This window comes from Streptomyces sp. NPDC003691 (genome assembly GCF_053981115.1).
In genome coordinates, this window is sequence record NZ_JBSFNQ010000033.1 from 1 (window position 1) to 12,391 (window position 12,391).

11 protein-coding genes and 1 pseudogene are annotated in these 12,391 nt (G+C 72.2%); 5 read left to right on the forward strand and 7 right to left on the reverse strand.

Annotation, left to right across the window (positions count from 1 at the left end):
* Positions 1-116: 116 nt before the first annotated feature.
* On the reverse strand, positions 117-947 hold the full coding sequence (locus ACWDR0_RS17400) for a lipase family protein (protein ID WP_456352553.1): 831 nt from the start codon (positions 945-947) through the stop codon (positions 117-119).
* 190 nt (positions 948-1,137) lie between these two features.
* Here ACWDR0_RS17400 and ACWDR0_RS17405 point away from each other — a divergent pair, with 190 nt between their 5' ends.
* Positions 1,138-2,544, forward strand: a complete 1,407-nt coding sequence (locus ACWDR0_RS17405; RefSeq protein ID WP_456352554.1) for a DUF1266 domain-containing protein — start codon at positions 1,138-1,140, stop codon at positions 2,542-2,544.
* Positions 2,545-2,582: 38 nt separating this feature from the next.
* On the opposite strand, the gene ACWDR0_RS17410 is transcribed toward ACWDR0_RS17405, so the two are convergent.
* Positions 2,583-4,040, reverse strand: coding sequence for a DUF2252 domain-containing protein (locus tag ACWDR0_RS17410; protein ID WP_456352555.1), 1,458 nt, complete (start codon positions 4,038-4,040; stop codon positions 2,583-2,585).
* A gap of 294 nt (positions 4,041-4,334) precedes the next feature.
* Between ACWDR0_RS17410 and ACWDR0_RS17415 the strand changes: the two genes are divergently transcribed.
* The 3 genes from ACWDR0_RS17415 (at position 4,335) to ACWDR0_RS17425 (ending at position 7,051) form a co-directional block, all read left to right on the forward strand.
* The gene (locus ACWDR0_RS17415; RefSeq protein WP_456352556.1) at positions 4,335-5,180 is read left to right on the forward strand and encodes a DUF817 domain-containing protein; all 846 of its coding nucleotides are present in this window, start codon (positions 4,335-4,337) and stop codon (positions 5,178-5,180) included.
* 62 nt (positions 5,181-5,242) lie between these two features.
* Positions 5,243-6,541 (forward strand): DUF418 domain-containing protein, encoded by a 1,299-nt coding sequence (locus ACWDR0_RS17420; protein WP_456352557.1) that lies wholly within the window; start codon positions 5,243-5,245, stop codon positions 6,539-6,541.
* A gap of 36 nt (positions 6,542-6,577) precedes the next feature.
* Entirely contained in the window at positions 6,578-7,051 is a 474-nt protein-coding gene (locus ACWDR0_RS17425; RefSeq protein WP_456352558.1) for a carboxymuconolactone decarboxylase family protein, read from the forward strand.
* Between the two features lie 52 nt (positions 7,052-7,103).
* Here ACWDR0_RS17425 and ACWDR0_RS17430 read toward each other — a convergent pair whose 3' ends face one another.
* The 3 genes from ACWDR0_RS17430 to ACWDR0_RS17440 all read right to left on the reverse strand — a co-directional run bounded on the left by ACWDR0_RS17430 (position 7,104) and on the right by ACWDR0_RS17440 (position 11,172).
* On the reverse strand, positions 7,104-7,454 hold the full coding sequence (locus ACWDR0_RS17430; protein ID WP_456352559.1) for a cupin domain-containing protein: 351 nt from the start codon (positions 7,452-7,454) through the stop codon (positions 7,104-7,106).
* A 195-nt stretch (positions 7,455-7,649) separates the two neighbouring features.
* Entirely contained in the window at positions 7,650-10,805 is a 3,156-nt protein-coding gene (locus ACWDR0_RS17435) for a tetratricopeptide repeat protein (RefSeq protein ID WP_456352560.1), read from the reverse strand.
* 34 nt (positions 10,806-10,839) lie between these two features.
* Positions 10,840-11,172: a trypco2 family protein gene (locus tag ACWDR0_RS17440; RefSeq protein ID WP_456352561.1), complete on the reverse strand. Its 333-nt coding sequence runs from the start codon at positions 11,170-11,172 to the stop codon at positions 10,840-10,842.
* Between the two features lie 113 nt (positions 11,173-11,285).
* Here ACWDR0_RS17440 and ACWDR0_RS17445 point away from each other — a divergent pair.
* Positions 11,286-11,360, forward strand: a pseudogene (locus ACWDR0_RS17445) (haloacid dehalogenase); the annotation flags it as partial.
* A 178-nt stretch (positions 11,361-11,538) separates the two neighbouring features.
* Here ACWDR0_RS17445 and ACWDR0_RS17450 read toward each other — a convergent pair.
* A complete protein-coding gene (locus ACWDR0_RS17450; RefSeq protein ID WP_456352562.1) occupies positions 11,539-11,961 on the reverse strand; it encodes a hypothetical protein in 423 nt (140 codons plus the stop codon).
* Positions 11,958-12,233 carry a CopG family transcriptional regulator gene (locus ACWDR0_RS17455; RefSeq protein WP_456352563.1) on the reverse strand — a complete coding sequence of 92 codons (276 nt, stop codon included), beginning with the start codon at positions 12,231-12,233 and terminating at the stop codon, positions 11,958-11,960. The genes ACWDR0_RS17450 and ACWDR0_RS17455 overlap by 4 nt, the downstream gene beginning before the upstream one ends.
* Positions 12,234-12,391: the final 158 nt, after the last annotated feature.

Consider the following 12,391-nt stretch of genomic DNA (forward strand, 5'->3'; position numbering starts at 1 on the left):
CATCGCGGACGGTTCGTACCTGCCACGAGCGGCCCCGGCCCCGTACCCGTCGGTCCCCACCCCACCCCATCTCACCCCACCCCGTCGTACGACCCCGCCATGCGTCCGCGGCGCCCTCACCCCGCCCGTTCGAGATTCCGCTCCAGCACCGCGATGTAGTTGTCGATGAAGTGGTCCCGCACCCCGTCGGCCGCCGGTGCCAGCGCGTCCGCCGTCAGCCCCCGCGCCCGGTCCGCCAGGGTGCCGAGCAGCGGCATCGACGTATGCAGCTTCCCCTTCGCGTCGAAGTAACGGACCGCGTCCGTATGCGTATAGGCGGGCTCCGGCGGCAACTGCGGCACGATGTCGTTGTTGTTGACGAAGCGGAAGAGCTTGTCCCGGAAGCCCTGGTTCACGGCCGAGGCCAGGATCCGGTCGCAGGTGCGCGGCTGTCCGTACGTGTAGACGCCGTCCGCCCGCAGCCGCGGCTCCTCCAGATACATCCGGCAGCCCGCGAGCATCGCCAGCGCCCCGCCCAGACTGTGCCCGGTGAACCAGACGGTCTGCCCGTCGTCGCGGAGTTCGGCGATCGCGTCGCGTACCCCCGGATAGACGGAGTCGAGGGCCTCGGCGAAGCCGTAGTGCATATAGCCGGTACGGGCCGGACCCGGCCACGGCGGAGTGCTCGCGTCCGACAGCCAGTCCCGGATCCGGGCCGGCTCGGTGCCCCGGAACGCGGTCACGATCATCCGGTCCCCGGCCATCGTGTACGCCTGGGTGTCCTCCAGCGCGAACGGCGGCTCGAAGAGCGACTCGTGGTGCCGGACCCGGTCGAAGCCCCACTCCCGCGCCTGCCGTACGACGTCGTCCCGGCCCGCGTACGCCAGTTTCGCGGCCCGGGCCATCCAGTAGGCGTGCGGAATGCTGTAACCGGTGGCCTGCTGGTCGGGCGCGGGCGGTACGGGCACGGTCGTCTTCTCCCTCTCTCCGGCGCCGTACGGCCCCGGCCCATTCCGTGCCGTACGGCCCCGGGCGGCGTCCCCGGCCCCTCGTCCCGTACTCAACCCGCAGGCACCCGCCCCCGGGCGGCCCGCCACGCGACGGCCCGCCCCGCCGTCCCCCGCCCGGCCTACGGATTCCGCTCGCTAGAGTTTTTGTATGGGTACGGGGATGGGGAACGGCGACGGCGGCGTCCCGGAGGGCTTCGGCCCCCCGGCGTACAACGGCAACCCCTTCGCGCCCCCCGGCGCCCGCCCGGCGGCCCCGGGCCCGTACGGCACCGCCCCCGGCCCATACGGAACGTCCCCCGGCCCGTACGGCGCCCCGCCGCCCGCGGCCCCGCGGCCCGCCGCCGCCCGCTGGGAGACCGCCCCCAGCCATATCGAACGCGAGCTGTACGAGGCCAAGATCCGCGGCGACTGGTCCGCCTACTTCGACGTCCTCGGCCGCAACTGGCTCTACACGGCCCAGCGCCGTCAGTTCCTCGACGCGCACCCCGGCGAGGTGCAGTTCCTGCCGGACTTCTCGCCGCAGGTCGGCGGCCCGTGCCTGACCGTCCGCACCGAAGGCGTACTCCCCGCGCCCGTCGCCGACCCGGTCTACTCCTCCGCGTCCCTGTCCTGGTACGCCAAGGCGTGGGACCCCGGCGACCCGCCGTGGCTGGCGGTGAACCCCGGCACCCCCTGCGAGGCGTACTTCCTCACCACCCCGGCCCACCGAGCCCAGTGGCAGCGGCACACCGCCGCCGAGATCCGGCCCGGGCTGAAGCTGCGCGCCCTCCATGTCGGCGGCCCGCTGCACGGCTCGGTCGCGCACGGGCTGGCCTGCGGCGCCCTGCTCTCCGTCAACAACGGCGAACTGTGGAACGCCCTCGGCTACCACGGCCGCGGCTACCAGCGGGAGCGCGTCCGGCTCAAGGAGTGGTGGGGCATCGACACGTCCGCCGAGTGGCGGGACGCCCTGGAGCGCCTGCTCGCCGCCGAGCAGACCAGCCCGGTCTGGGAGTTCGCGCTCCGGGTCCGCCGCAGCCTCGCCCTCGACTTCGGCGGCGCGGTCGAACTGGACCACTGGCGGGCCGTCGCCGAACGCGTCATCCGCGGCAACGCGGAACGGGCCGCCGAACCCCGGATCACCCCCGAGGGCGTCACCCCCGGCACCCCGGCCGACGAGACCGAGGTGGCGGCGCAGTCCGCGGGCGTACGGAGGCTGATCGGCCGGATCGCCCGCTACGAGGCCCGGTTCCGCGCCGACGGCCTGCTGGAGGGCGACCGGTTCATCCGCACCCTGGAGGCCTGGGACTACGGCCGCGCCTCCGGAATGGCCCGCTGGGGCCTGGGCGCCCGGTTCGGCACCCTGGCGGAGACCGAGGCGGCGGTGCTGCGGGCGGGCAGCGCGGCGCGGGCCAACTACCGCTCGTGGGAGGAGTTCTCGGCCGCGTACATCCTGGGCCGCTGTCTCCACTTCGACGAGGAGGAGTTCGGCGACTGGTACGGGGACGCGCTGGCCAGCCACCGGATCCTGACCACCGACCCGGCGAGCCCATGGCTCAACATCCCCTGGAAATAACCTCCCCCTCCCCTTCTCCCTCCCCCCTTCCCCTTCCTCTACGTTCCCTCCGCCTGCACCCGTCCCTCCCGTACCGCCTCCACCAGCGCCCGGTGGTCCCGCTCGTTCTGGTCCGCGTACACCTCGGCGAACTCGGCGACGGCCAGGTCGAAGGCGTCGCCGCCGCCCAGATAGGCGCCGATCGCGATCCGGTCGCCGGACCGGGCGTGCGCCCTGGCCAGGGTGGCGCCGCAGAGTTCGGCGAAGAGACGCATGCCCTTCGGCACCATCGCCTGGGGTACGACGATGCCCTTCCAGTCGTGCAGCTGCCGGATATAGAAGTCGCGGTACGGCACATCGACGTCGGTGACCCGGTCCCAGCCCAGGAACACGTCCCCGACGGCCTGCATCAGCCGCTGCCCCGCCACCACCCGCTGCCCCTGGTTCTCGTACGCGCTCCGCTCCGTGTACCGCTCCAGCACCGAGCGGTCGGCCTCCTTGGCCTGGAGGATCAGCGGGTCGGTGTCGTCGCGGCCGAGCAGCAGCAGGATCCAGCAGCGGGTGCCGACACTGCCGACACCGACGACTTTGCGGGCGATATCGACGATCCGGTACTGGCGGAGCAGATGGCGGCGTTCCATGGAGAGACTGCTGCCGTAGTGGTCGACCAGGGTGTGCAGCTCGGTGACCAGCCGGTCCAGCGAAGGGCCGTCGACGAGGTCCTCGACCGGCACGATCAGCGGCGGGTCGGCGGCGAAGCGGCGGCCGCCGTCGCGCTGCTCGGTCAGCTTCTCGAAGGCCTTCATACTGTCCCGGGTACGGGCCTTCGCCATCGCCTCGGCGAGGCGCATCCGGCCGCGCTGGTCGAGCCGTTCGTCGGCGAGCGCCTGCACCTGTTCCATATCGCCGCGGTCGTACCAGACCTCCAGATTGCCCATCCCGGCGTAGGCCCGGATCCGCTGCCGGTAGACGCGGACCGCGGACCGGACGATCGCGGCGCGTTCCTTGCGTGACCAGTTGTTCTCCCGGCCGGCGATGACCAGGCTGGTCGCGAGCCGTTTGACGTCCCACTCCCAGGGGCCGGGATGGGTCTCGTCGAAGTCGTTGATATCGAAGACGAGCCGGCGCTCGGGGGAGCCGAGGAGCCGGAAGTTCATCATGTGGGCGTCGCCGCAGAGCTGGGCGGTGAGCCCGGACGCGGGAGTGGCGGCGGACAGGTCGGAGGCCATGATCGCGGCGGCGCCCCGGTAGAAGCGGAACGGCGACTCGGTCATCCGCCCGTAGCGCACGGGCACGAGGTCGGGCACCCGGGCCGCCGACTGCTCCTCGACGACGGAGACGGGATCGGGGCGCCCGGACGGCGGGTCGTAGCGCGCGTGCGCGGACCGGGGCGTCTTCTTGCGCTTCGCCCGGCCGCGCTCGGCCCGCTCGCGCGGGGTGGCGTGCGGGTGGGGGCCGTAATGACCGTGCTCCCCGATACCGCGGCGGCGCCCTCCGCCGGATTTCCGGTCGGCCATGGCGATGGCACCTCCCTGCGGGCGCGGGCGGCAGGGACCATGGCCGCCCTCTATGCCCCATCTTCCCCTTTCATCCCATGGGCTGCATGTCACGTGACATGCCCCACAAGATCCGCTTCCGCGCAACGCCGCCGGCCGCACCGGGCGTGAACGCGGTTACGCCCCGATCGCGCCCGCTCCCCGACCCTCCCCGCTCCCCGCCCCTCCCCGCTCCCCGACCCTCCCCGCTCCCCGCCCCTCCTTCTCCTCCTCCCTCTCGTAAGGAATCCCCTCCCTCCCACCCCGAAGGACTCCATGAACACTCCCTCCCCCGGAACGGCGGCCGCTCTCCCCGGAAGACTCCCGGCCCTCGCCCGGCGTCTGGCGTCCTTCACCCGGCATCTGCTGGTCTTCGGCCGGCTCCAGACCCGGGCCTGTGTCTTCGCGGCCGCGCTGTTCATCGGCATGGCCGCGGCCGAGGCGCTCCCCGACGGCCTCCCGGTCTCCCGCTACGACCTGCTGCTCGTCTACGGAGTCGCGCTCACGGCCCTGGGGTACGCGATGCGCTGGGAGACGGGCCGGGAGGTCGCGGTGGTGGCGGTCTGCCATCTGCTGGGCTTCGCCTTCGAGGTGGTGAAGGTGCAGGTGGGCTCGTGGACCTACCCGGAGGACGCGCTCACCAAGGTCGCCGGGGTGCCGCTGTACGGCGGCTTCATGTACGCGGCGGTGGGCAGCTACGTCTGCCGCTCCTGGCGTCTGTTCGAGCTGGAGCTGTCCGGCTACCGCCCGCGTACGACGGCGGTGCTCGCGGCCCTCGTCTACCTCAACTTCCTCAGCCACCACTGGCTGCCGGACGCCCGCTGGGTGCTGGCGGGCCTGCTGCTGCTGGCCACGGGCGGGACCTGGGTGGCGTACACCGTGGGGTCGATCCGCCCCCGGATGCCGCTCGCGCTCGCCTTCGTACTGATCGGCTTCTTCCTCTGGGTGGCCGAGAACCTGGCCACCTACCTCGGTGCCTGGTCCTATCCGCACCAGCTCGACGCGTGGTCGCCGGTGCCGGTGACCAAGTGGGCGTCGTGGGCGCTGCTGATCAGCGTCACCGTGGTGATCACCCGGCAGGCCCGGGAGTTCCGCCGGGGGAGAGCGGCGGCCGCGGACTGACCCGCTCCCGCCCCCGCCCCGTACCGTATTGCCCCGTACACACACCATCACCGGGGGAAGCCGTGTCCGGCCCGAAGGCCCGCATACCTGCCGTACCTGACCTGCCCGCCACACCTGCCACACCTGCTCCGACTGCCGACGGCCGGCCCGCGCGCAGTACGGAGGCCGATGCCCTGCGCGGCTTCGCCCTCCTGGGAATTCTGCTGGTCAACGCCTTGATGATGGCGGGTCCCTATGGCTACGGGGCGATCGGGGAGTCGGCCGGCTCGGCCGCTGACCGGACCGTGCTGGGCCTGGTCCAGACGCTGGTGGCCGCCAAGTTCTATCTGATGTTCTCGTTCCTCTTCGGCTACAGCCTGACCTTCCAGACGGCCGCCGCCGAACGCGAGGGCGCCCGCCCGGTGCCGCGGCTGCTGCGCAGGTCGCTGGGCCTGTTCGTACTGGGGCTGCTGCATGCCGTCCTGCTGTTCCCCGGCGACATCCTGATGACCTACGCCGTGCTGGGGCTGATCCTGATCCCCGCCCGGAACTGTGCCGCGGAGACGGCCCGGCGCGCCGCCCGGATCGTCTACGGAGTGACGGGCACCCTGCTGCTCCTGGCCGGACTGGCGTCCCTGGTGATGTCGGAGGCCGACGCGGCCGCGCTCGATGCGGAGGTGGCCGCGGAAACGGCCGCGCTGGCCGCCGACTACCGCGCGGACCCGGCCGGTGTCCTCGCCGCCAACCTCGCCCAGCTCCCGGAGACCCTGTTCGGGATCCTGCTGATGGGCGGCCCGGTCGTGGCGGCCTTCCTGACCGGCCTGTACGGCGGCAGGCGGCACTTGCTCACGGCCCCTCGCACCCGGGACCGGCGGGCGACGCTGCGCCGCTACTGTCTGCTGGGCGCCGCCGCGGGACTGCCCGGCGGGATCTTCATGGCGCTCGCGTTCAGCGGCCCGCTGGGGCCGCGCTGGGTGATCCTCGGGGAGCTGGTGGGGGTCGTGACGGCCCCGGCGCTCACCGTCTCGTACGTCTGCGGGGCACTGCTCTTGCTGGGCACCGCCCGGGGCGCCCGCGCCGCGGCCCTTCTCGCCCCCGCCGGGCGGATGGCGCTGACGAACTACCTGAGCCAGTCGCTCGTCATGGCCCTGGTCTTCACCGCGTACGGCTTCGCCCTGTACGACCGCCTTTCGCCCGCCGTCGTCGTCGCGGGGGCGCTCCTGCTGTACGCCGGGCAGCTCGCCCTCAGCCGGTGGCTGATGGCCCGCCACCGGTACGGCCCGGTGGAACTGCTGCTCCGTACGGTGACCTACGCCCGGCTCCGGCATGAGACCCAGGTCACACCGGACCGTGTCACATCCGCGAGCCCGCCACGGTCATAGAGGTGTAGCCCACGACAACGGCGGATGGAGAACACCATGCAGGCCCGACTGAACATCTTCGGCAGCCCCACCGCGAACAAGGTCATCCGGCACCTCGCCTCGACCGCGCCGGTCATCACCGCGGCGGGCCTGTCCCCCGTGGTCCAGGAGCTGGTGAAGATCCGCGCCAGCCAGATCAACGGCTGCGGCTTCTGCCTGGACATGCACACCAAGGAGGCCGCCGCGGCGGGCGAGGACATCACCCGCCTGCATCTGATCGCGGCCTGGCGCGAGGCGACGGTCTTCACGGACGCCGAGCGGGCGGCCCTGGAGCTGACCGAACAGGGCACCCGGATCGCCGACGGGACGGGCGGGGTCACGGACGAGGCATGGGCGAACGCGGCCAAGTACTACGACGAGGAGCAGCTGATCGCCCTGGTCTCGATGATCGCCACGATCAATGCCTTCAACCGTCTGAACGTGATGACCCAGCAGCCCGCCGGAAGCTACCGGGCCGGCCAGTTCGCCTGACCCGCCCGAAGGCCCCGCCGCGCCCGGCGGGGCCCTTCCGCGGCTGTGGTGGTCAGCCCTCCGGATAGAAGACGAACAGCGTGCACCCGGTCTCGGTCTGCGGCACGTGCGAGGACCCGGCGGGCGCATGGATGAAGGACCCGGCGGGATAGTCCCGGTACCCGTCGTTGAAGACCCCGGACACCACGAAAACCTCCTCGGGCCCGGGCTCGTGCACATCGACCCCTACCCACCGCGCCCCCGGCTCCATCTCCAGCACCTGCGCCGAAGCCCCCCGCTCCCCCTTCCAGAGCGGCCGCTGCCGAATCCCGGGAAAAATCTCGTTCACCGGCGCGTCCCCGACGGCGGCCCAGACGTAGCCGGGCGCGGGCACGGACAGGGGCATGTTCTCTGCTGTCGTCATGGCTCCAGCCTGACCGCCCGCGGCGGCGCTGCCGAGTGTCGGTGAAGACACCACTGGGTACTTTCCTGCCGACCTGTGTCGTACGACTCCTCCAGCCACCGGCCCGATTCGACCTGGTTCGGCCCGGTTCGACGCGACGGGACCGACGCGACGGGACCGACGGACCGACCGGCCCTGAAGCGGTGCCGCCACGTCTCAGAACCGGAGGCTGAACTCGCGGGCTATCGTCAGGGCGTTCTCGAAATCCTCGGTGAAGAGTCCGGGGTTCGCCTCGGCGAGCATCCGGCGGGTCCGCACGGCCCGTCCGATCTCGGTGATCGCCTCCCGCCGCCGCCCGGTCTCCCACAGAGTGACGGCCAGCAGCTCCATGGATTTGGCCAGATGGGGCAGATGGACGTCGGGTGTCACCCGGGCGAGGGCCGCGAAGTGGTCGGTGGCCTCCGCCACCGCGGCCAGCGCCGCGTCAGCCGGCCCGCCCAGCCTGGCCAGACAGTAGAAGAGGTTGGTCAGCGAGGTGGCGAGGCCGTAGCGGAACGCGTCGGGATCGGTTTCGGAGAGAACCCGCTCGATATGTACGGCCTCCTCGACGGCGGCCAGGCTGTCCCGGTGCCGCCCGATGGCCCCAAGACAGATGGAGAGGAATTCCAGGGACTCCGAGAGATCGCGCAGATGGGCGTCGGGGTCCGCTTCCGCCAGGGCGCGCCGGATCCGGGCCGCTTCCTCGATCGCGGCCAGAGCGTCCTCCGGCGCTCCTGCCTCCCTCAGCCGGTGGGCGAGGTTGTGCAGGACCCGGGAGAGACCGCTCCGGTGGGTTCGGGGGTCGTCCCGGACGAGGGCGCGGTAGAGGCCCACTGCCTCCCGGACGGTGGCGAGGGCGGCCTCGTGGCGTCCCACGGCGCCGAGGGCCCATCCGAGGTTGTCGACCGACATCGCGAGGTCCGGCAGATGGATGCCCGGAAACGCCTCGTCCAGGGCGCGGCGTATCTTCACCGCTTCTTCGATGACGGCCAGGCTCTCCTCGTACTGCCCCAGCTCCGTCAGCCGGGCCGCGAGGCTGTTCAGGGACGCGGCGTAGCGGGGGAGGGCGGCGGGATATCTCAGGGCCAGTTCGTGCCGGATCAGCACGGACTCCCGGAGGGCGTCCAGGCCCTCGGCCGCCCGTCCCGACTGCCCCAGCCGCAGCCCGAGGTTGTGCAGGGACTTGGCCAGGCCGGGCAGGTGCTCGTCCCGGTCCTCGGCCGCCGACGAGCGGTAGCGGGCGCTCAGGGTCGTCAGCAGCCGGGTCGAGGTGGCCGCGAGACGGTGGCTGTGGTCGGGGAAGAGATTGTTGAGCTCGTCCAGCTCGTCGAGTGGGGTAGCCGGGTCCGCGGCGATCGCATCGAGGGCGTCGACAAGAGGAGCGGGGTGGTCGGTGCGGGTGGCCACGGCCACGATCTGCCGTGCGAGCCGGCGGTGATGGCGTACGCAGAGTCCGGTCAGACCGGAGTCGAGGCGGCCGCGGAAGACCGGATGGGCGGCTGCTCTGCTGTAGACGGAGAGGAGTTGAACGATGCGGGCCTCATCGGCTCCTGCCAGCAGATTGTGGGCGAGCCCGGGATCGGTGTCGAGAGTGCGGCCGACGAGCCGTTCGGCGAGGCGGTCGGGCTGGAGCGAGCCCCACACCCGGTCGGCGGTGTCCGCCGGGTAGAGCGCGGCGACCCAGTCGGTGATCCGGTCGCGGCGGGCCCGGGGCTGGTCGGCCAGGACCGGGATCCGGCACCACAGGGAGTCGGCGTCCTCACGGTCGGCGGCTCCGGCCAGATGGGCCGCGGCCAGCGCTGTTCCGAGGGCCTGGGGGTACAGCTCGGAGAGCTGCACGCCGGGGCTGACCGCGATGCCTTCCCAGTAGCGGCTCTCATGGCCGAGAAGCCGGTCCTCGACCTCGGCGGCGGTGGTCCGGACGGTCCGGTCCGCGGCGGTGGGCGGCGCGGCGGTGTCGAGGAGGTCCGCGAGAGCGGCCATCTGGAGGGTGAGCGCATTGCCGTAGGCGTCGTCCTCCAGACCGGGCGCGGGCAGTCGGTCGGCCACGGTCCGCCAGGGGTGCGCCGGGGCTCCGGCACCCTCGGCGAGAACCACGGCGAGCGCATGGAGCGCGGACCGGTAGGACCGTGAGCGGTCCGCCGGATCGTCGTTGAGCGGCGGCAGCGGACGGGCGGGCGCGGAGTCGAGCAGATCCTCGGCAAGGCTGCTCGCCCGCTTGGCACCGGCCCACCAGTCACCGTCGGTGCGGGCCAGCAGGAGCACCTTGAGCGGGGTGGTGCCCGGATGCTCGACGGCGGCCTCGATCAGCGCGCCGAGCTGGTCGGTGCGGGTCTCGGCGTAGTCGAGGACGACGAGCAGCGGTTTGGAGGCATGCCGGATCTCACGCAGCTGTTCGTACGACGCCCGTGGATGGAGCCACAGAACGGCCCAGTTCTCTGCGGCCAGCCGGCCGGCGAGCTGGTGGGCGAGGCGGGTCTTCCCCTGCCCGCCGGGTCCGTGCAGCAGCCAGGCGCCGAAGCCGTCCCGGAGGCACCAGGCGGTCAGCTCGGCGAGGAGGTCCTCGCGGCCGTGGAACGGGACGCTCTGCTGTCTGGCCTTCAACAGCGACGAGGGCGAGGACCGCCCGGTCCGGGAGACGATGTGGTCGAGGTCGGCGAGGTGCTGGAACTCCACCGCTTCCAAGCCCTCCGCGCCGCCGCCGTGCGCGGCGAGCGCCGCGCGGAACCCGGGGTCGTGGCGGAGGAGGTAGGCGGGCACCACGGTCAGCTGGCTGTGGTCCGAGTGGGCCCGGTCGGCGGCGACCACACCCACGAGGAGACGGTCGCAGAAGACCGCCGCCCCGGACTGGCCGCCCCACGGCCGGCTCAGGGCGGCCGAGGACCGCGGGGGCTGCCGGTCCAGGTCGATCACGTACCGGTTGGCCACGAACCCGCTGCCCGGATTGATCCGCCCCCGGCTCTGCTCGGCCTCGGGCGGTTGGCCGTCACGGTGGGCGAGATCCGGTAAGCCCCAGGTCAGACAGTTGGCGCCGGGCCGGTCGGTTGCCATCCGGCCCCACCGGACGGGCCCGGCCGGGGCCGTCCACCGAGGGTCCTCGTCCACCAGCACCAGCGCCGCGTCGTACCGGCCGCCGGGGGTGCCGCACCATACCGCCGTGCCGCCCGGCGGCGGCCCGCCGCCGGAGTCCTTCGCACCGGGGTGGAACACCTCCACCCGGGCCCCGGCCCGGCCCACGACATGCGCGGACGTCAGCACCAGCCGGCCCCCCACCGCATAGCCGGAGCCCGGTCCCCCCGGCCCGGTCAGCCCCGCCAGCCGACTTCGTTCCACGCCGCTTCCCGACCCGTGCCGACCGCCGCCGCCCTCAGTCCTCGACCCTCTCCCCGTTGTCCCCGGCCCCCGACGGCCGGTCCTGCGCCCCGGCCACCAGCACGTCCCCGCCCCGGGCGTCCCGGGGCGTCAGCGTGAACGACACCCGGTGCGTACGCCCGCGCGACACCCCTGCTTCGGTGTCCGCCCCGACCGCCCAGAGACTGAACCTGCCGGTCGCCTTCGCGTCCGCCCGGATCTCGACCGCGAACTCCATCTCCACCGGCCCCACGGCGAACACCAGATTCGGATGCTCCCCGACGACCGCCGCCGCCGACACCAACTCGTCCCGCACCGCCGCAACAGCCGCCGCCAGTGGAATGTCCATCGTTTCCCCCCGTGCCCCGTGCCCCCGGTCCGATGAACACACGCTAGCCCGCCCCCTCCCCACCCGTACGGCATTCCCCCTACCTCCTGCCCCACCCACCCGGCCTGCCGGTCATGATTCGTGCGCCGGTGTTCGACGTCGGTGAGTGCCTGGTGGACGGGACCAGGGAGTACGGGACCTGGGCGGAGTGAAGGAGTGCACGGTCCCGCAGGCCCGCAGCTCGGCCCCGGCCATGCGCCCCACCACCGCGGGGCAGACGGCCTGCATCCTCAGCGCCTGTCTCAGGGCCTTGGACGCCCGGGACGTACGCGTGGTGCAGATCTGAGGGGCACCGCCTCCGGCCGATGAACGAGACCGGGCCGGGATTCACACCTTCTGGACAACGACCCTGTCCGGGACGAGTCGTTCCAGGTCGTCCACATCGGAAGTGAAGACCGTGACCTGCCCCTTCTGCTGCCGTGCGATGACGGCGAGTACAGCATCGATTGCGTATTTGTGACCGTGCAGCCCGGTGTCCGCCAAGAGCCGGCGGGCTTGCCGTGCTTCGTCTCTGCCGATGTCCGCAACGCCGACGCGGGAGAGCACCCAATCCCAGCGCTGTTCAGTGGTTCTGCCGTCGTAGGCCTCAACGAGCGTCATGGGAGATGTCACCACCTCGGCTTCACCTGCGGCGGCCAGTTTGAGCCGGGCGATCATCATCCGATCCCCGCGCACGGCAAGCGACAAGGCTTCGCAGTCCAGCACGAAGACACGCAGCGGTGGACTGTGGTTGCCGCCCCGCTGCTTCACGCGGCTTCTCCCGCCCGGTTCGGCCCGGCCGCGCGACGCGCATGCTCGGCATCGAGATCGTCCAGCTCGTCGCGTACGGCCGATTCCTCGCTCTCCGTGACCGGCCCGTGCTCCTCTTCCAGCCAGCCGACCAGTTCCAGGAGCCGGTCGCGGTCGCGCTTGAGACGCAATGCCTCGGCCACATACGCAGACAGGCCGCGCTCGGCCGCCTCCCCGCGGATCTCCTCAAGGAGATCCTCCGGGATCGTTACGGTCACCTTTTTCGTCCCCATACAATCGACCATACTTCCCGTATGGCCCCCCATACCACTGCTGGAGCCGGAGAGATGGCCAAGAGTCCATAGCGAATGGTGTGCCTCCGGCAACGTGCCTGGTCGGAGGCGAGAGGAAGGCGCGAGATCGAACACGTGAGGGGCGACCGCGGCGCGCC